This is a genomic window from Bradyrhizobium sp. HKCCYLS3077 (genome assembly GCF_051167555.1).
Classification (GTDB): Bacteria; Pseudomonadota; Alphaproteobacteria; order Rhizobiales; family Xanthobacteraceae; genus Bradyrhizobium.
On record NZ_JBNPTH010000005.1, the window covers coordinates 55,245 to 74,015 of the forward strand.

At 66.1% G+C, this 18,771-nt stretch carries 18 protein-coding genes; 16 read left to right on the forward strand and 2 right to left on the reverse strand.

All coding sequences use genetic code 11. From position 1 onward, the window contains the following. The first annotated feature begins 57 nt into the window (after positions 1–57). From ACQR0Z_RS20710 to ACQR0Z_RS20765, 12 genes are all read left to right on the forward strand, one after another. Entirely contained in the window at positions 58–954 is an 897-nt protein-coding gene (locus ACQR0Z_RS20710) for an adenylate kinase (protein ID WP_434919825.1), read from the forward strand. 194 nt (positions 955–1,148) lie between these two features. Further along, positions 1,149–1,517, forward strand: coding sequence for a 30S ribosomal protein S13 (gene rpsM / locus ACQR0Z_RS20715; RefSeq protein ID WP_008963796.1), 369 nt, complete (start codon positions 1,149–1,151; stop codon positions 1,515–1,517). 129 nt (positions 1,518–1,646) lie between these two features. Continuing rightward, positions 1,647–2,036 (forward strand): 30S ribosomal protein S11, encoded by a 390-nt coding sequence (rpsK, locus tag ACQR0Z_RS20720; RefSeq protein ID WP_006611861.1) that lies wholly within the window; start codon positions 1,647–1,649, stop codon positions 2,034–2,036. 115 nt (positions 2,037–2,151) lie between these two features. Beyond that, on the forward strand, positions 2,152–3,183 hold the full coding sequence (locus ACQR0Z_RS20725; protein WP_009029162.1) for a DNA-directed RNA polymerase subunit alpha: 1,032 nt from the start codon (positions 2,152–2,154) through the stop codon (positions 3,181–3,183). A 132-nt stretch (positions 3,184–3,315) separates the two neighbouring features. Next, positions 3,316–3,729: a 50S ribosomal protein L17 gene (gene rplQ / locus ACQR0Z_RS20730; RefSeq protein ID WP_006611863.1), complete on the forward strand. Its 414-nt coding sequence runs from the start codon at positions 3,316–3,318 to the stop codon at positions 3,727–3,729. A gap of 463 nt (positions 3,730–4,192) precedes the next feature. Beyond that, positions 4,193–4,987: an SDR family NAD(P)-dependent oxidoreductase gene (locus tag ACQR0Z_RS20735; RefSeq protein ID WP_434919826.1), complete on the forward strand. Its 795-nt coding sequence runs from the start codon at positions 4,193–4,195 to the stop codon at positions 4,985–4,987. A 20-nt stretch (positions 4,988–5,007) separates the two neighbouring features. Then, positions 5,008–5,304, forward strand: coding sequence for a DUF1330 domain-containing protein (locus ACQR0Z_RS20740; protein WP_434858708.1), 297 nt, complete (start codon positions 5,008–5,010; stop codon positions 5,302–5,304). Between the two features lie 21 nt (positions 5,305–5,325). Continuing rightward, entirely contained in the window at positions 5,326–6,645 is a 1,320-nt protein-coding gene (locus ACQR0Z_RS20745) for a chloride channel protein (protein WP_434919827.1), read from the forward strand. A 273-nt stretch (positions 6,646–6,918) separates the two neighbouring features. After that, positions 6,919–7,974: an ABC transporter substrate-binding protein gene (locus ACQR0Z_RS20750; RefSeq protein ID WP_434858710.1), complete on the forward strand. Its 1,056-nt coding sequence runs from the start codon at positions 6,919–6,921 to the stop codon at positions 7,972–7,974. A 222-nt stretch (positions 7,975–8,196) separates the two neighbouring features. Beyond that, complete coding sequence (locus tag ACQR0Z_RS20755; protein ID WP_434919828.1) at positions 8,197–9,108, forward strand: ABC transporter permease; 912 nt, start codon at positions 8,197–8,199, stop codon at positions 9,106–9,108. Next, on the forward strand, positions 9,108–9,896 hold the full coding sequence (locus tag ACQR0Z_RS20760; RefSeq protein ID WP_434919829.1) for an ABC transporter ATP-binding protein: 789 nt from the start codon (positions 9,108–9,110) through the stop codon (positions 9,894–9,896). Before ACQR0Z_RS20755 ends, ACQR0Z_RS20760 begins: the two co-directional genes overlap by 1 nt. 15 nt (positions 9,897–9,911) lie before the next feature. Further along, the gene (locus ACQR0Z_RS20765; RefSeq protein WP_434919830.1) at positions 9,912–11,450 is read left to right on the forward strand and encodes an amidohydrolase family protein; all 1,539 of its coding nucleotides are present in this window, start codon (positions 9,912–9,914) and stop codon (positions 11,448–11,450) included. 164 nt (positions 11,451–11,614) lie between these two features. Here ACQR0Z_RS20765 and ACQR0Z_RS20770 read toward each other — a convergent pair whose 3' ends face one another. Next, a complete protein-coding gene (locus ACQR0Z_RS20770; RefSeq protein WP_434919831.1) occupies positions 11,615–12,631 on the reverse strand; it encodes a zinc-binding alcohol dehydrogenase family protein in 1,017 nt (338 codons plus the stop codon). Between the two features lie 117 nt (positions 12,632–12,748). Here ACQR0Z_RS20770 and ACQR0Z_RS20775 point away from each other — a divergent pair, with 117 nt between their 5' ends. The 3 genes from ACQR0Z_RS20775 to ACQR0Z_RS20785 are packed head-to-tail and all read left to right on the forward strand — an operon-like array spanning position 12,749 to position 15,911. After that, entirely contained in the window at positions 12,749–13,126 is a 378-nt protein-coding gene (locus ACQR0Z_RS20775; protein WP_434919832.1) for a winged helix-turn-helix transcriptional regulator, read from the forward strand. Positions 13,127–13,185: 59 nt separating this feature from the next. Next, entirely contained in the window at positions 13,186–14,580 is a 1,395-nt protein-coding gene (locus ACQR0Z_RS20780) for a DegQ family serine endoprotease (protein ID WP_434858716.1), read from the forward strand. Then, on the forward strand, positions 14,577–15,911 hold the full coding sequence (locus tag ACQR0Z_RS20785; protein ID WP_434919833.1) for a replication-associated recombination protein A: 1,335 nt from the start codon (positions 14,577–14,579) through the stop codon (positions 15,909–15,911). Before ACQR0Z_RS20780 ends, ACQR0Z_RS20785 begins: the two co-directional genes overlap by 4 nt. Before the next feature lie 345 nt (positions 15,912–16,256). On the opposite strand, the gene ACQR0Z_RS20790 is transcribed toward ACQR0Z_RS20785, so the two are convergent. Next, on the reverse strand, positions 16,257–17,207 hold the full coding sequence (locus ACQR0Z_RS20790) for an alpha/beta hydrolase (RefSeq protein WP_434919834.1): 951 nt from the start codon (positions 17,205–17,207) through the stop codon (positions 16,257–16,259). Between the two features lie 106 nt (positions 17,208–17,313). Here ACQR0Z_RS20790 and ACQR0Z_RS20795 point away from each other — a divergent pair, with 106 nt between their 5' ends. Continuing rightward, on the forward strand, positions 17,314–18,702 hold the full coding sequence (locus ACQR0Z_RS20795; protein ID WP_434919835.1) for an RluA family pseudouridine synthase: 1,389 nt from the start codon (positions 17,314–17,316) through the stop codon (positions 18,700–18,702). Positions 18,703–18,771: the final 69 nt, after the last annotated feature.

Consider the following 18,771-nt stretch of genomic DNA (forward strand, 5'->3'; position numbering starts at 1 on the left):
AGCCAAGAACAAGGTGTGCGGGAGGGTCGCCCACCGTGTGCCGGGGGGCGGAATTCGATGAGACTCATTCTTTTGGGACCGCCCGGTTCGGGCAAGGGGACGCAGGCGCAGCGCCTGGTCCAGCAGTACGGCATTGTCCAGCTCTCGACCGGTGACATGCTGCGCGCCGCCGTGGCCGCACAGACGCCGATCGGGCTGAAGGCCAAGGACATCATGGCCGCCGGCGGCCTGGTGCCGGACGAGGTCGTGGTCGGCATCATCGCCGACCGGATCGAGCAGCCCGACGCCAAGAACGGCTTCATCCTTGATGGTTTCCCGCGCACGGTGCCGCAGGCCGAGGCGCTGGACCAGCTCCTGAAGAAGAAGCAGATGACGCTGGATGCGGTCATCGAGCTGCGCGTCAACGAGGGCGTGCTGCTGGAGCGCGTCGAGCGCCGGGCGGCCGAAATGAAGGCGCGCGGCGAGGCTGTCCGGGCGGACGATACGCCGGAGGTCCTGACCAAGCGGCTGTCGAGCTATCGCGAGCAGACCGAGCCCTTGATCCACTATTATTCCGACCACCGGATGCTGGCGACCGTCGACGGCATGATGTCGATCGAGCAGGTCACCGAGGAAATCGGCCGGATCCTGGCCGCCGTCGGCAAGAGCGGCGGCAGCCGGGCGGCCAAGAAGGCGAGCCCGGCCAAGCGCAGCGCCAAGGCGCCGGCCAGAGCCAACAAGACCGCCGCCAAAAAGGTGGCCAAGAAGGCCGTGAAGGCTGCCGCACCAGCCAAAAAGGCTGGCAAGACGGCCAAGACGGCGGCCAAAGCCGGCAAAAAGGCCGCCAAGAAGGCTCCCAAAGCTGCGGCGAAGAAGGCCGGCAAGACGGCCAAGGCCTCCAACAAGGCCTCCAAGTCGGCCAAGGGCAGCCGGAAAACCTCTGCAAAGGCTGCAAAAAAGCGTTCGGCGAGGTGATCGAATCTTGTACGGGCGGTTGACGACCGCCGTGTGAATCCATTAATAAGCCCGCATCCAAGTCGGATGGTTTTCGAAGATGCCGGGCCCCACGAATCGAGGGGTGGGCGTCTTGTTCGCGTTTGCGGACACCTGCCCGAGATAGCGAGAATGAAGGCCGGTCCATCCTGGGATCGGCGACAGGAGAGAAGTCCGTGGCCCGTATTGCCGGTGTCAACATCCCGACCAACAAGCGCGTCCTGATCGCGCTCCAGTACATCCATGGTATCGGCCCGAAGATCGCGGGCGAGATCATCGAGAAGGTGAAGATCGCCGAGGATCGCCGCGTCAACCAGCTGAGCGACCAGGAAGTTCTTCAGATCCGCGAAATCATCGACCGTGATTACGTCGTCGAGGGCGACCTCCGTCGTGAGACCGGCATCAACATCAAGCGGCTGATGGACCTCGGCTGCTATCGCGGCCTGCGTCATCGCCGCGGCCTGCCGGTGCGCGGTCAGCGCACCCACACCAATGCGCGCACGCGCAAGGGTCCGGCCAAGGCGATCGCCGGCAAGAAGAAGTAATTTCGCGAGTTGCTGACAGCGGGTGGCGAGTAGGGGAGATCCCTATTCGCTACTCGCTGTTCACCATTCGCGATTTCGGTGTAGCCGCTGGCATTACGGCGGCGTTGAGATCTCAAGAAAGGTACTTATATGGCCAAGGAAGCCGCACGTGTCCGTCGTCGTGAGCGCAAGAACATCGCCTCCGGCGTCGCCCATGTGAACTCGTCGTTCAACAACACCACGATCACCATCACCGACGCGCAGGGCAACACCATTGCCTGGTCATCCGCCGGCACGATGGGGTTCAAGGGATCGCGCAAGTCGACCCCGTATGCCGCCCAGGTCGCGGCGGAGGACGTGTCCAAGAAGGCCCAGGAGCACGGTATGCGCACCCTCGAGGTCGAGGTGGCCGGTCCGGGCTCCGGACGTGAGTCGGCCCTGCGCGCGCTGCAGGCCGCGGGTTTCACCGTCACCTCGATCCGCGATGTGACGACGATCCCGCACAATGGTTGCCGTCCGCGCAAGCGTCGTCGCGTCTGATCTGAAGGAGGCGGGCAGCATGTCCGCCTTCTCTTGCTTTTGAACCATTTCGATTGCCGCGATCCGATGCGCGGTTCTCCAACGCCAGTCAGTCGTCCCCCAGACGGACTGGCCCATGGGTGAAACAGTGACGATCCAGAAGAATTGGCAAGAATTGATTCGGCCGAACAAGCTCCAGGTCACGCCGGGCTCCGACGCGACCCGTTTCGCCACCGTGGTCGCCGAACCGCTGGAGCGCGGCTTCGGCCAGACGCTGGGCAATGCGCTCCGCCGCATCCTGCTGTCGTCGCTGCAGGGCGCCGCCGTGCAGTCGGTGCACATCGACGGCGTGCTGCACGAGTTCTCCTCGATCGCGGGCGTCCGTGAGGACGTCACCGACATCGTGCTGAACATCAAGGACATCTCGATCAAGATGCAGGGCGAAGGCCCGAAGCGGATGGTCGTGAAGAAGCAGGGTCCGGGCGCAGTCACCGCCGGTGACATCCAGACCGTCGGCGACATCGTCGTGCTCAACCCCGACCTGCAGCTCTGCACCCTCGACGATGGCGCCGAGATCCGCATGGAGTTCACGGTCGCGACCGGCAAGGGCTACGTCCCGGCTGAGCGCAACCGTCCCGAGGATGCGCCGATCGGTCTGATCCCGATCGACAGCCTGTTCTCGCCGGTCCGCAAGGTCTCCTACAAGGTCGAGAACACCCGCGAGGGCCAGATCCTCGACTACGACAAGCTGACCATGACGATCGAGACCAACGGCGCGATCTCGCCGGAGGACGCGGTGGCCTATGCCGCCCGCATCCTGCAGGATCAGCTCAACGTGTTCGTCAACTTCGAAGAGCCGCGCAAGGAAGTCGCCCAGGAGATCATCCCGGACCTCGCCTTCAACCCGGCCTTCCTCAAGAAGGTCGACGAGCTCGAGCTGTCGGTGCGTTCGGCGAACTGCCTGAAGAACGACAACATCGTCTACATCGGCGACCTCGTGCAGAAGTCGGAAGCGGAGATGCTTCGCACCCCGAACTTCGGCCGCAAGTCGCTGAACGAGATCAAGGAAGTGCTGGCCCAGATGGGTCTGCATCTCGGCATGGAAGTGCCGGGCTGGCCGCCGGAGAACATCGACGAACTGGCCAAGCGCTTCGAGGATCACTACTGAGGCTTGTCATTCCGGGTTCGCCTCTTCGAGGCGCCCCGGAAGGACGACTACCACCGGGCGAACGCAGGCAGCCCACCTGAGCAACATGTCCGACGAACCGTCGCGGCAGATTGAAATTGAGGACTTAAGACAATGCGTCACGGCAAGGTTCATCGGAAGCTCAACCGCACCGCCGAGCATCGCAAGGCGATGTTCGCCAACATGTGCGCTGCGCTGATCAAGCACGAGCAGATCGTCACCACGCTGCCGAAGGCCAAGGAGCTGCGGCCGATCGTCGAGAAGCTCGTCACCCTCGGCAAGAAGGGCGGTCTGGCGCTGCGCCGGCAGGCGATCGCCGAGATGCGCGACGTCGACCAGGTGAAGAAGCTGTTCGACGTGCTGGCGCCCCGCTACAAGGACCGCAACGGCGGCTACACCCGCATCATCAAGGCCGGCTTCCGCTACGGCGACAACGCCGCGATGGCCGTGATCGAGTTCGTCGATCGCGACGTCGATGCCAAGGGCCAGGATTCCGGCCCGGTGCAGGAGACCTCGGAAGCCGCGTAAGCGGCGCTCCGGTTCGAGTTTTAAAACGGCGCCTTCGGGCGCCGTTTTCGTTTTGAGGGACGCCCGGGCTAAAGGCGCCTGGTACGCACTGGATAATCGGACAAATGGACTCGCGTCCATTTTGGCCGCGGTTCTCACTGTTGATGGCCACCGCAGTCTCTCCGCGCGTCATTCCGGGGCGCGCGGAGCGCGAGCCCGGAATCCATAGCCACAGGCAGCTTTGCGGGGCGGGATGTACGTGGCTCTTATCTTCGAATGCAGAGACGTTCGTGGTTATGGATTCCGGGCTCATCGCTGCGCGATGCCCCGGAATGACGCGTAGATGGAGATGAGCCATCTACCAGCATGCGCGCGCATCCTGGTTGCCTGGTCTTATTCTTGAGGATCAGCTTTGCATTCTGCGCGTTGGGATCAACGCATCGGCGACCTACATGCGTTGCTCCAGCACAACGGAGAGCTGCTCATGCATATCGACCTCTCGGGCAAGACCGCGCTTGTCACCGGTTCCACTGCCGGCATCGGCTTTGCCATTGCCAAAGGTCTCGCCGCGTCCGGCGCGGAGGTGATCCTCAACGGCCGCAGCCAGGGACGCGTCGATGACGCCGTGGCCCGTCTGAAGCAGGCGGTGCCCGGCGCCAAGGTCCGCGGCGTCGCCGGCGACGTCGCGCAGGTCGACGGCGGCAATGCCATCGTCACTGCGGTCCCCGAGGTCGACATCCTCGTCAACAATGCCGGCATCTTCGAGCCGAAGGATTTCTTCGAGATTCCCGACGAAGACTGGAGCCGCTTCTTCGAGGTCAACGTGCTCTCCGGCGTGCGCATGGCGCGCGCCTACATGCAGGGCATGCTGACGCGTAACTGGGGCCGCATCATCTTCATCTCCTCGGAATCAGCCCTGAACATCCCGACCGAGATGATCCACTACGGCATGACCAAGACCGCGCAGCTCTCGATCTCCCGCGGGCTGGCCAAGCTGACGCGCGGCACCGGCGTCACCGTGAACGCCGTGCTGCCGGGCCCGACGATGTCCGAAGGCGTCGAGACCTTCGTCAAGGATCTGGCGCGGCAGAACAATCAGTCGGAGGCGGATGCGGCGGCCTCGTTCGTCAAGCAGCACCGACCGGCGTCGCTGCTGCAGCGCTTCGCCAGCGTCGACGAGATCGCCAACATGGTCGTCTACGTCGCCTCGCAGCAGGCCTCGGCGACCAATGGCGCCGCGCTGCGCGCCGAGGGCGGCATCCTCGATACGATCGCGTAGGGACAACAGGGGCAAGCCAGATGCCTGCTTACGTCATCTCCGAGGTCGAGGTCCGCGATGCCCAAGCAATGGAGCGCTACCGCGATCTTGCGGCGCGCTCGATCGCGCAACATGGCGGCCGGTATCTGGTGCGTGGCGGGGAGTCCGAAACGGTCGAAGGCGGGCCGCCGGCCAAGACCCTGATCGTCGTCGAGTTCCCGTCGATGGCCCGGCTGCGCGAATGGTATGCGTCGGCCGAATATGCGGCAGCGCTTGACGAGCGCGGGAAGGCGCTGGACCGCCGCCTGATTTTCGTCGAGGGTGCTGCACCTGCGTAAAGCCCGGACCGGCTCCTCTCGATGTTGACGATCAATCCCCGCCGCAAGCGCTGGCTGAAGCTGACCTCGGCGCGCTGGCAGCGGCGGGTGTTGTTCGTGGCCGGCGGGCTCGTGGTCGGTGCCGCCGCGGTAGCGCTGGCCGAACTCGCCGATTGGGCCCAACTCGCCTTCAACTGGCTGCTGTCGCAATCGCGCTACGCCTCGTTGATCGTCACGCCGGCCGGCTTTGCGTTGTCGGTCTATCTGACCCAGCGCTACTTCCCGAACGCGCAAGGCAGCGGCATCCCGCAGGCGATCGCCGCCCGGCATCTGACGGACACCCGCGCGCGCAGCCCGCTGGTGTCGATCCGCATCGCGATCGGCAAGGTGCTGCTGACCTTGCTCGGACTGCTGTGCGGCGGCTCGGTCGGCCGCGAGGGACCGACCGTGCAGGTCGGCGCCTCCATCATGTTCGCGCTCGGCCGGCTGTCGCCGCGCCGGCAGCCGGGACTGATCCTGGCCGGCGCCGCGGCCGGCGTCGCCGCCGCCTTCAACACGCCGCTGGCCGGCATCGTGTTCGGCATCGAGGAGATGAGCCGCGCCTTCGAGACGCGTACATCGAGCCTGGTCATCGCCACCGTGATCGCCGCCGGTCTCACCTCGCTGGCGCTGATGGGCAATTACGCCTATTTCGGCACGACGCCGATCGCACTGGCCAAGGGCATCGACTGGCTCGCGGTCCCGATCTGCGGTGTGATCGGCGGAGCCGCCGGCGGCCTGTTCAGCCGCATCCTGATCACCATGGCGCGCGGGCTGCCCGGCACGATCGGCCGAGCCATCAAGGCGCACCCGCTGCCGTTTGCACTCGTCTGCGGCTTCGCGGTCGCGCTGTGCGGGCTTGCCTCCGGTGACACGGTCTACGGCACCGGCTATGCCCAGGTGAAGGCCGCGCTCGAGACCGGCACCCCGCTGCCGCATGATTTCGGCGCGCTGAAATTCCTCGCCACCACCTTCGCCGCGATCAGCGGCATTCCCGGCGGCATCTTCGCGCCGTCGCTGGCGGTCGGCGCCGGCATCGGCGCAAATGTGGCGAGCCTGTTCCAGCAGACGCCGCTGGCGCCGATCATGCTGCTCGGCATGGTCGCCTATTTCGCTGGCGTGGTGCAGGCGCCGATCACCGCCTTTGTCATCGTCACCGAGATGACCGACAACCACGCCATGGTGGTGCCGCTGATGACGGCGTCGCTGATCGCCTACGGCACCTCGAAACTGATCTGCGAGGAGGGGCTGTATCACGCGCTCGCCAAGGGCTTCGTCGCGCAAGCCGAGGCCAAGAGGGCGCCGGCGTCTCCGGCCTCCTGATGCTCCGGCGGTGGGCAGACTGATGCGAGATTGAGCGCGCCCGCCCGCGCTCGCATCGCTCACCGAAAAATTCCGTTGTTAGTTCAATATTGGCCCGCTGGCACACGGCTTGCGTAGCGTTGTCCAGCGCAGAGCATCGCTCTCTTGGGTTGGCGTGCCCATCGTCGGGGATCCCGTGGGGTCGGTGAGACGATGTTGGTCGTCCGCCGTCGATGGAGCTTTCGGCTCGTCGCCATCATGGGGTCCATCCCGTCGTCATGGATGGAGACTCGCATGTGCGATCGTGACGGAACTTTCCACCGCAGCTTCTCTCGCCGCAACTTCCTCAAGTCCTCGGTGGCCGCAACAGCCGCCACCGTCGCCGTTCCCGCCTCTCTCGCCGCGCTGCTGACGCCGACGCCGGCGATGGCCGGGACCGTCATCAAGGCGACCCATGGCTCCGGCTTCTGCAACATGGGCATCTTCCTCGCCAAGGAGCGCAACCTGACGGTCGCCGACGGCGTCGACCTCGAATTCGTCGTGACGCCGTCGAACACCGAGATCACCACGATGTTCGGCGCCGGCCTCGTCGACATCTCGATGATCCCATACTCCAACTTCATGACGCTCTACGATGCCGGCGCGCCGGTGAAGATCGTCGCCGGAGGAGGCGTGCAGGGCTGCATCATCGTCGCCAAGGAGGGCATCAAGTCCGCCGCCGACCTCAAGGGCAAGACCTTCGGCACGTTCCAGGCCGATACGCTCGAAGTGCTGCCCTACGACTACCTCAAGAAGGCGGGGCTGTCGTTCAAGGACGTCGACATCAAATATCTCGACACCTCGCCGGAGCTCGCGCAGGCCTTCATGGCCGGTGCGCTCGACGCCATCTGCCATATCGAGCCGTATGCGACGCAATGCGTGCAGCAGCGCAAGGGCGCGACCGTGCTGTCCGACGGCACCGATCTCTACGGCAAGGGCTATTCCGACTGCGTGCTGGCGGCGCGCGTGCCGCTGATAGAGAAGAACCCGGCGGCCGTGAAGGCGGTGATCAAGGCCCTGATGGTCGCGCAGAGCCAGGCCGAGGCCGACAAGACCGCCGCGCTGAAGGACACCGTCGGCAAGTACTACAAGACCTCGATGGAGGCGGCGATCGACGCCTCCTCGAAGCAGCCCATCGTGGTCGACCAGCGCAGCCAGACCCAGTTCATCATCGACCGCGGCGTGTCGATGAAGGAGCTCGGCTACGTCAAGAAGCTGCCCGACCAGGGCGCCTTCGACTGGTCGCTGCTGGAGGCCGTCATCGCCGACAACAAGGCGCTCTATGAGGGGCTGAAGCTGAAATCGGCGTGAGCGATCGCGCCGCCCTCGGCTTTTGACCCTCATGGTGAGGAGCGCCGCGCCGATCAGTGGCTATTTTGCAGTAATCGTCGTGCGCGGCGCGTTCAGGCGATGCTCTCGCATCGCCTTGAGAACCATGAGGCCACAGCTCGGGCCTCGCCCTTCGAGACGCGCGCCAAGCGGCGCGCTCCTCAGGGTGAGGGTTTGGAGGGTTCATGCGGGGTGACGGAGATCATGCGCTTGCCAACTGACACCTTAGCCATGGGCGCGCCGGCTAAGGACGCGCCGTCACCTCCCGCGTCTCCGCCGCGCAACTGGCGCAAGGCCCAGCGCCAGCTCGCAGCAGTCGGCTGGGGCGTCATCTCCATCGGCCTGTTCGCCGCGATCTGGGAAGCCCTGTGGTACTTCGACAAGGTGAACCCGCTGCTGCTGCCGCCGCCGCATCTGTTCCTGCAGGACATTCCGGGGACGCTGAAATTCTTCGACCGCTCCAACCGCGTCGGCTCGGTCGCCTCGGGCGGCGGCGCCGGCGCGCTGGCGATCACGATGTTCTGGACGACGTTCCGCGTCTTCACCGGGCTGGCGCTCGGTTTCGTCAGCGGCGTCGCCGTCGGCGCCGCGCTGCATTACGTGCGCTGGCTGCGCAACCTCCTGATGCCGACGGTGCTGCTGCTGGCGCCGATCTCGCCGGTCGCCTGGTTGCCGGTCGCCATCTTCGTGTTCGGCATCGGCGACGTGCCCGCGATCTTCCTGGTCTTCATCACGGTGTTCTTCGCCATCGTGCTGTCGACCTCCGCGCAGATCGAGAGCGTGCCGGTCAACTACATCCACGTCGCCCGCATCATGGGCGCGACCCAGACGCAGATGTTCTGGCGCGTCATCCTGCCCTCGATCCTGCCCAGCCTGTTCATGACGCTCCGGCTCAACCTGTTCGGCGCCTGGATGGTGGTCCTGATCGCCGAGACCGTCGGCGTCGGCACCGGGCTCGGCCAGATCATCTCGATGGCGCGCGCGACCTTCAACGCCAAGCTCGTGTTCTTCACCATGGCTGTGATCGGCGCGCTCGGCTTTCTCAGCGATTGGGCCCTGCGCCAGATCCAGCGACGCATGCTGTGGTGGGTGGCGCCGAGCCGGGGAGGGCTGTGATGGCGTGTCCGGCCGTCTCCATTCGCAATGTCGGCAAGACCTGGACCATCGAGGGACGGCCGCCGCTGCGCGCCATCGACGAGCTGTCGTTCGACGTCGCGCCGGGCGAATTCGTCGTCCTGCTCGGCCCCTCCGGCTGCGGAAAATCCTCGCTGCTCTACATGATCGCGGGACTCGAGACGGTGAGCGACGGCATCATCGAGGATGACGGCATCGCCATCGCCGGTCCGTCGCCGGAACGCGGCCTGATCTTCCAGGAAGCCTCGCTGTTTCCCTGGCTGACCATTCTCGACAACGTCGCCTTCGGCCTTGCCATCCGCGCTGAACTGCCGGAGCGACGCCGGGAGAAGGCGCGCGAGATCCTGCGCCGCGTCGGGCTCGGCGACGTGCTCGACAAGAAGCCGGATGAACTCTCCGGCGGCATGCGCCAGCGTGCAGCGTTCGCGCGCGCTTTGGTGATGCAGCCGCGCGTACTGATGATGGACGAGCCGTTTGCCGCGCTCGACGTCCAGACCCGCGCCAAGCTGCAGGATTTCCTGCTGCAGATCTGGCAGGACAGCCGCGCCTCGGTGCTGCTCGTCACGCATTCGATCGACGAGGCGATCAGCCTCGCCGATCGCGTGATCGTGTTTACGGCGCGGCCGGGCCGGGTCAAGGAGATCGTGCCGATCGACCTGCCGCGGCCGCGGCCGACGCGCTCGCCGCGCTACCACGAATATCGCGACTATTTCACCGAGCTGCTCGCGGCCGAGGTCGACAAGGCCTTCGCCGAGCAGTCGGGCCTGTGAGAAGGAGAACGAGACATGGCTGAAGTGTTGGTTGGCGCGAAGTGGGTCGTGTCCGGCATCCAGGATCGCCACACGCCCGTCGTGATCGAGGACGGCGCGGTGCTCGCCCGTGACGGCGTGATCGTTGCGGTCGGGCCGATCGCGGAGCTCGAACGTCTCGCGCCGCAGGCGACCGTGACGCGCCACCCGAACCAGGTGATGCTGCCGGGCTTCGTCAACAGCCACCACCATGTCGGGCTGACGCCGCTGCAGCTCGGCTCGCCCGATCATGCGCTGGAATTGTGGTTCGCGAGCCGGCTGCCGGCGCGCCGCATCGATCTCTATCTCGACACGCTGTACTCGGCGTTCGAGATGATCGCCTCCGGCGTCACCACGGTGCAGCACATTCACGGCTGGATGGCGGGCGGCTTCGATGCGATCCATGGCGCCGCCACCAAGGTGCTGCAGGCCTATCGCGCGATCGGCATGCGCGCCTCCTATTGCTACGCGGTGCGCGAGCAGAACCGGCTGGTCTACGAGGCCGACGAGGCGTTCTGCGCCCGGCTGCCGTCGCCTTGGAACGAGCGGCTGGCCGCGTATCTGAAGGCACAGCAGGTGCCGTTCGAGGACTACATCAAGCTGTTCGACGTGCTCACTGCCGATAATGCCGGCGAAACGCTGACACGCATCCAGCTCGCGCCGGCCAATCTGCATTGGTGCACCGACGACGGTCTCGTGGCCCTGCACGAGAAGTCGCGGTCTGCAAAGGTGCCAATGCACATGCATCTATTGGAGACCGCGTATCAGAAGGAATATGCGCGGCGGCGCACCGGCAAGACGGCCGTGCGCCATCTGCACGATCTCGGCGTGCTTGGCCCGCACATGACCCTCGGCCATGGCGTCTGGCTGACCGAGGAGGACATCGACATCGTCGCCCACACCGGGACCTGCATCTGTCACAATTGCTCGTCGAACTTCCGGCTGCGCTCGGGGCTGGCGCCGCTCAATGTCTGGGAGAAGAAGGGCATCACCATCGGAATGGGGTTGGACGAAGCAGGGATCAACGAGGACCGCGACATGCTGCAGGAGCTGAAGCTGGCGCTGCGCGTCCACCGCACGCCCGGCATGGACGACGAGGTGCCGACCGCGCCGCAGATCGTACGCATGGCGACCGAGGGCGGCGCGAAGACCACCGCCTTCGGCGACAGCATCGGCCGCCTCGCCGAGGGCAAGCTGTTCGATGCCGTGCTGGTCGACTGGAACGCCGCGACCTATCCGTTCCAGGATCCGGACATTCCGATGCTCGATGCGCTGGTGCAGCGCGCCAAGTCGCAGCATGTCGCCGCCGTCTATGTCGGTGGCGAGGTCGTCTATGCCGGCGGCCGCTTCACCCGCATCAACCGCGACGAGGTCCTGGCCGAAATCGCCGGCATCCTGGCCAAGCCGCGCAGCGACGAAGAGGTTGCCCGCCGCGAGCTTGGCCTTGCCGTGTTTCCGCACGTCAAGCAGTTCTACGACGGCTATTTCGACGGCACTCAGCATACGCCGTTCTACAAGACGTCGACGCGGACCTAGTCCCTCCGTTGACCGGGGCGGGCCCGGGCATGACGGAGATAATCATCGACAGGATCGTTCGCCGAGACAGCTCCGCATGACCGCGTGCAAAAGCCCTGCCGCTCGACGGTGGGCACGCTGCCGCCTGACGGCGGCTGCTTTGCCCACCTTACGTGCGCTACGACTTAGCTCCATCCCTCCAGCACGATCTTGCCGCGGGCCTTGTTGCTCTCGATCAGCGCATGCGCGCGCTTGAGGTTAGCGGCGTTGATGGTGCCGTAGTTGTCGCCGAGCGTGGTGCGGATCACGCCCTTGTCGATCAGGTCGGAGACGTCGTTGAGCAGATTGTGCTGGGCGATGATATCAGGCGTCGTGAACGAGGAGCGCGTAAACATCGACTCCCAATGGATCGAGATCGCCTTGCCCTTGAACGGGGCGATCGAGAACTCGGCGGGATCGTCGATCAGGCCGAACTTGCCCTGCGGCGCCATGAATTCGGCGATCGCCTTGTAGTGCTGGTCGCTGTGGGTGAGGCTGGCCACGAGGCCGACCGGCGGCAGCTTCAGCGCCTCGATCTGCTCCTTCATCGGCTTGCCGTGATCGACGACCGCATGGGCGCCGAGTGACAGACACCAGTCGCGCGACTCCGGACGCGTCGCGGTCGCGAGCACCGTGAGGCCGGTGAGACGGCGCGCGAGCTGGATCAGGATCGAGCCGACACCGCCGGCCGCACCAGTGATGAGCAAAGTGCGGTTGTCGAGGCTCTTGCCTGGGACGGCGCCGAGCCGGTCGAACAACAACTCCCAGGCGGTGATCGAAGTCAGGGGCAGGGCGGCCGCCTCGGCAAACGACAGGCTCTCGGGCTTGCGGCCGACGATGCGCTCGTCGACGAGATGGAATTCGGCGTTGGTGCCCTGGCGCAGGATCGAGCCGGCGTAGAACACCTCGTCGCCGGCCTTGAACAGCGTCACGTCAGGGCCGACGGCCTCGACGACGCCGGCGGCGTCATAGCCCAGGATCTTGGTCTCGCCTGCGGGTGGCGCGGCGCGCTTGCGCACCTTGGTATCGACGGGATTGACCGAGATCGCCTTCACCGCGACCCGGATGTCGCGCCCTTTTGGCTCGGGCTTGGCGGTCTCGAAATCGAACAGCGCGCGCTCCTCGGAAATGGGCAGCGACTGCTGGTAACCAATGGACTTCATGAACAACCTCCTGGGCTGGCCGGTGATGGGGCGAAATTGTCCTGCTGGCGCCATTCCTGCAAGTACTGTAAAAACAGGGAACTAGTCCCCATTTGGATACTATTGGGCCAGAACGCGATGAAACGGAAGAATTTCGCCCGTCGACCGGGCTGCGCGGTCGAAGCCACGCTCGATCTGATCGACGGCAAGTGGAAGGGCGTAATCCTCTACCACCTGCAGGGCGGCAGCCAGCGCTTCGGCGAGCTGCGGCGGCTGATGCCGGGCATCACCCAGCGGATGCTGACCAAGCAGCTGCGCGCGCTCGAGGAGGACGGGCTGGTGGTCCGCAAGGTCTATGCCGAAGTGCCGCCGCGGGTGGATTACACGCTGTCCGAGGTCGGCGAGAGCCTGCGGCCGGTGATCGAAGTGCTCCGGAGCTGGGGCGAGCGGCACCATGAGCGGCTGTCCTGCGCCCCCGTGGCGGAGACCATCAAAACGCCGCATCCGGCCGCCTGAGCTTGGCCGCACCGGCCGTTCCGCCTATATCGAAGTCCTCATTGTCCAGGATTTTTCGCATGACGTTGATTCGCTCCACACTGGTCCTGCTGCTCTCCTTGCTGGCCGCGTCTCCGCTCGCGGCGCAGGACCGGCGCGTGCCGCAATCCCAGGCCGAGCTCAGGCTGTCCTATGCGCCGATCGTGCAGCGCGTGCAGCCCGCGGTCGTGAACGTCTATGCCGCCAAGGTGGTGCAGAACCGCAACCCCTTCCTCGACGATCCGATCTTCCGCCGCTTCTTCGGCCTGCAGGGCGGCCCGCAGGAGCAGATGCAGCGCTCGCTCGGCTCGGGCGTGATGATCGATGCGTCCGGCCTGGTCGTCACCAACGTCCACGTGATCGAGGGCGCCGACGAGGTGAAGGTGTCGCTCGCCGACAAGCGCGAGTTCGAGGCCGAGATCGTGCTGAAGGACAGCCGCACCGACCTCGCCGTGCTCAGGCTGAAGGGCACCAAGGAGCAGTTTCCGACGCTCGAACTGTCCAACTCCGACGATCTGCTGGTCGGCGACGTCGTGCTGGCGATCGGCAATCCGTTCGGTGTCGGCCAGACCGTGACCCACGGCATCGTCTCGGCGCTGGCGCGCACCCAGGTCGGCATCACCGACTATCAGTTCTTCATCCAGACCGACGCCGCGATCAATCCCGGCAATTCCGGCGGCGCGCTCGTTGACATGACCGGCCGCCTCGTCGGCATCAACACCGCGATCTATTCGAAGTCCGGCGGTTCGCAGGGCATCGGCTTCGCGATTCCCGCCAACATGGTCCGCGTCGTCGTGGCCTCGGCCAAGGCCGGCGGCAAGGCGGTGAAGCGGCCGTGGCTCGGCGCGCGCCTGCAGGCAGTGACGCCGGAGATCGCCGAGAGCCTCGGCCTGCGCTCGCCGACCGGCGCGCTGGTCGCCTCGGTGGTGGCGAATGGCCCGGCGGCCAAGGCCGGCATCAAGTCGTCGGACCTGATCGTGTCGATCGACGGCCAGACCGTCGATGATCCCAACGCCTTCGACTATCGCTTCGCGACCCGTCCGCTCGGCGGCACCGCGCAGATCGAGGTGCAGCGCGGCGGCAAGCCGGTGAAGGTCGCGGTGGCGCTGGAGACGGCGCCGGACACCGGCCGCAACGAGATGGTGATCAACGGCCGCTCGCCGTTCCAGGGTGCCAAGGTCGCCAACATCTCGCCGGCCGTCGCCGACGAGCTGCATCTCGATGCCGACACCGAGGGCGTCGTCATTCTCGAGCCCGGCGACGGCACCACCGCCGCCAATGTCGGCTTCCAGAAGGGCGACGTCATCATGGCCGTCAACAACCAGAAGATCGCCAAGACCAACGACCTCGACAAGGCCTCGCGCGACGGCGCGCGGATCTGGCGCATCACCGTGCTGCGCGGCGGCCAGCAGATCAACGTTACGCTCGGCGGATGAGTCCGAAGCGGCCGCAACAGGGCGGACCGAGCCTCTTCGCTGCGGCGGGGATGGAGCACGACGCGCCGCGGCCGCTGCCCGAGCGGCTGCGCCCGCATCAGCTGTCGGATGTGGTCGGACAGGATCACATCCTCGGCCCCGACGGCGCGCTGACGCGCATGCTGGAGACGCGCACGCTGGGCTCGCTGATCTTCTGGGGCCCGCCGGGCACCGGCAAGACGACGGTCGCGCGGCTGCTGGCTGACGCCACGGAGCTGCATTTCGAGCAGATCTCGGCGGTGTTCTCCGGCGTCGCCGATCTGAAGAAGGTGTTCGACGCCGCCCGCGCGCGGCGCGAGACCGGGCAGGGCACGCTTCTCTTCGTCGACGAGGTGCATCGCTTCAACCGCGCGCAGCAGGATTCCTTCCTGCCGGTGATGGAGGACGGCACGGTCGTGCTGGTCGGCGCGACCACCGAGAACCCGTCGTTCGAGCTCAACGCCGCTCTGCTGTCGCGCTCGCGCGTGCTGGTGTTTCATTCGCTCGACGCCGCCGCGATCGAGAAGCTCTATAGCCACGCCGAAGCGATCGAAGGCCGCAAGCTGCCGCTCGATGATGACGCGCGCAACGTGCTGATCCGCATGGCCGACGGCGACGGCCGGGCGTCGCTGACGCTCGCCGAGGAGGTCTGGCGCTCGGCGCGCAAGGGCGAGATCTTCAACGCCGTGCAGTTGCAGGAGATCCTGCAGCGCCGCGCGCCGATCTACGACAAATCGGCCGACGGCCATTACAATTTGATCTCGGCCATGCACAAATCGGTGCGCGGCTCCGATCCCGATGCGGCGCTGTACTACTTCGCCCGCATGCTCGACGCCGGCGAGGACCCGCTCTTCCTTGCGCGCCGCATCGTGCGCATGGCGGTGGAGGACATTGGCCTCGCCGATCCCCAGGCGCTGGTGATCGCCAACGCCGCCAAGGATGCCTACGACTTCCTCGGCTCGCCCGAGGGCGAGCTCGCGATCGCGCAAGCCGTGATCTACGTCGCCACTGCCCCGAAATCCAACGCCGCCTACAAGGCCTTCGGCGCCGCCAAGCGTGTCGCGAAAGAGGGCGGCTCGCTGCTGCCGCCGAAGCACATCCTCAATGCGCCGACCAAGCTGATGCAGAGCGAAGGCTACGGCTCGGGCTATCAGTACGACCACGATGCGCCCGACGCGTTTTCCGGGCAGGATTACTTCCCGGAAGCGCTCGGCCGCCAGAGCTTCTATGACCCGCCCGAGCGCGGCTTCGAACGCGAAATCCGGAAGCGGCTGGATTACTGGACGAAGCTCAGGAAGGAGCGGGGCGGGTAGGGGATACACGCGTCGCTGCGGGCTGTGCCGTTGATGTCGTGCGATGCCTTCACCACGTCATTGCGAGCGCAGCGAAGCAATCCAGAGTCCCGCCCACCATCCTGGATTGCTTCGCTGCGCTCGCAATGATAGTGGAGAGAGCGAACGAATTTCCCTAGCTGTCATTCCGGGGCAGTCGCGTGCCCCGGAGGGGCGCGTGACTGAGCCCGGAATCCATAACCACAGGCAGTCGCGAGTCGAAGGCTTCACGCCACAAAATTCTCACATCATCATAGACATTCGTGGCTATGGATTCCGGGCTCGCGCTGGCGCGCGCCCCGGAATGACGGCGGAGAGAGCGCGTTGTTACTTCCCCGTCTGCAAGAACTCCGCGATCTCCCGCGTCAGCCGGTCGTCCTCGGTATTGATCGAATACACCTCCGACATGTGACTATGCTGCGGCAGCATCACGCTTCGCGCACAGCCCGCAGGCCGCTTGCACGCAGCCTGCTTCAGCAGATCGAACTGCTCGACGAAGCGCGGCGGGTCCATCTCGGCCGAGGCGATCATCAGCGGCAGCGACGACGCCTGCAAGCCCTGCAGCGACGAGCGTTCCTTGAAGCGCGAGGGATCGGTGCCGAAATAGGCCATCTCCTGGTCGCCGAGCGGCGTCGCCGTGAGGTCGTAGACGCCCGACGCCATGATCGCACCGGCCAGGCCGCCGCCGCCGACCTTGTGGAATTCGGGATGCGCCACGTAGGTCGCGACATGCACCGCGCCGGCGGAGTGGCCCATCAGAAAGATCCGCGCGGGATCGCCGCCATTCTCCGCGGCATGCGCCGCCACCCATTGCACCGCGGTTGCGACGTCCTCGACGCCGGCGGGCCAGGGGAATTTCGGCGCGAGGCGATAGGTGATGTTGACGCCGACGAAGCCGTTCTTCACAGCCCACAGCATGATGTTGTCATAGAACGGGCTGTCCGGCGTGGTGCGCTTGTTGCCGCCGATGAAGGCGCCGCCATGCACGAAGATCAGGATCGGGCGCGGCGCAGCCGTCGCGGTCTCCGGCGTAAAAACGTCGAGCAGGTTGCGCTCGGCGGTGCCGTAGCGGATGTCGCGCTGCACCTTGACGCCGGTGTAGGGTTCCCGCGCCTGCAGCGGCGCGTAGATCGCAGCGGTCTTCGGCGGGTCGATGGCGCGGCCGATCTCGATCAGCTTCCAGGCGATGTCGTCCGGCATCGGGCTCTGCTGCGCCTGCGCGGCACCGAGCGTCAGCGCGGCCGTCAGGATCGTCAGGGCCAGTCTCGTCAGCATCATCAGGTCAGCTCCGATCGTGTCCGATTCGCGCAAGGGTATGCCTTGCCGGGCCGATTTACCGTGATTTCGCCGTGACTGGCAGGGGCTTTTGCGATAGGCAGCACCCATGAGCCGCCGCATCAAGCGAACCCAGACCCGATCCGACCGCCCGACCGATCGCCGCAAAGATGAGCGGCCGAAGGCCGAAGCCGCGCGCAGCGCAGGTGCGCCGGCCAAGCGCGGGGCGCCAAAGCGCGAACCGGGCAAGCGGACAGATGGCGATCGTCCGCGGCGCGAGAGCTTTGCTGGCGAGCGTGAAGCGCCGCGCAGCGAGTTCGGGCGCGGCAAGGGTGACCGCGTCCGCGCGCCGCGCGCCGAACGTGAGGATCGGCGCGAGACGTTCGAGCCGCGCGGCAAGCGTGCCGCTGCGGCCAAGCCCGCGCGCTTCGGCTCCGAGCGGTCCGAGCGCAAGCCAGTCGCTGCGCCGCCGCCGAAGAAGCCCGAGCCGGAAACGGCCGTGCTGCCCACGAAGGTGCAGACCGTCGTCGTCACCGCCGACGAAAACAACATGCGCGTCGACCGCTTCCTCGAGGCGCGCTTTCCCGGCCTGTCATTCTCCCACATCCAGCGCATCGTCCGCAAAGGCGAGCTGCGCGTCGACGGCAAGCGCGCCGACTCCAAGGATCGCTTGGAGGAAGGCCAGACGGTCCGCATTCCGCCGCTCAAGCTCGACGCGCCCAAGGTCGCGGGCGTGCTGTCGGAGGCCGAGCAGAAGACCCTCGACAGCCTGAAGGCGATGACCTTGTACGAGGATGACGACGTGCTCGTCCTCAACAAGCCCGCCGGCCTCGCGGTGCAGGGCGGCTCCGGCATGACGCGGCACATCGACCAGATGCTGGAGGTGATGCGCGACGCCAAGGGCCAGAAGCCGCGGCTCGTGCACCGTATCGACCGCGAGACCTCCGGCTGTCTGCTGATCGCCAAGACCCGCTTCGCCGCGACGCATCTGACCGGCGCCTTCCGCCATCGCTCCGCGCGCAAGGTCTATTGGGCTCTGGTGGCCGGCGTGCCGAAGCCGAAGCAGGGCCGTATCTCGACCTATCTCGCCAAGGACGAAGGCGAGGACGACACCATCATGCGCGTCGCCGCCCATGGCGACGAGGGCGCCAGCCACGCGGTGACCTACTACGCTGTGGTCGAGGCCTCCGCCAACAAGCTCGCCTGGGTGTCGCTGAAGCCGGTGACGGGGCGCACTCATCAGCTGCGCGCGCATATGGCCCATATCGGCCACCCGATCGTCGGCGATCCCAAATATTTCAACATCGAGAACTGGTCGCTGCCCGGCGGGCTGCAGAACCGGCTGCATCTCCTGGCGCGCCGCATCGTCATCCCGCATCCGCGCGGCGGCGTGATCGACGCCACCGCGCCGCTGCCGCCGCACATGCTGCAATCCTGGAACCTGCTCGGCCTCGAGCACGACCGCTTCGACCCGATCGAGAACGCGCCGGAGGAGTGAGCCGGTCTATCTCCCACCTCCGTTGCGACTGAGTTCGAGCGCTTTCACCGCGTCATTGCGAGCAAGCGA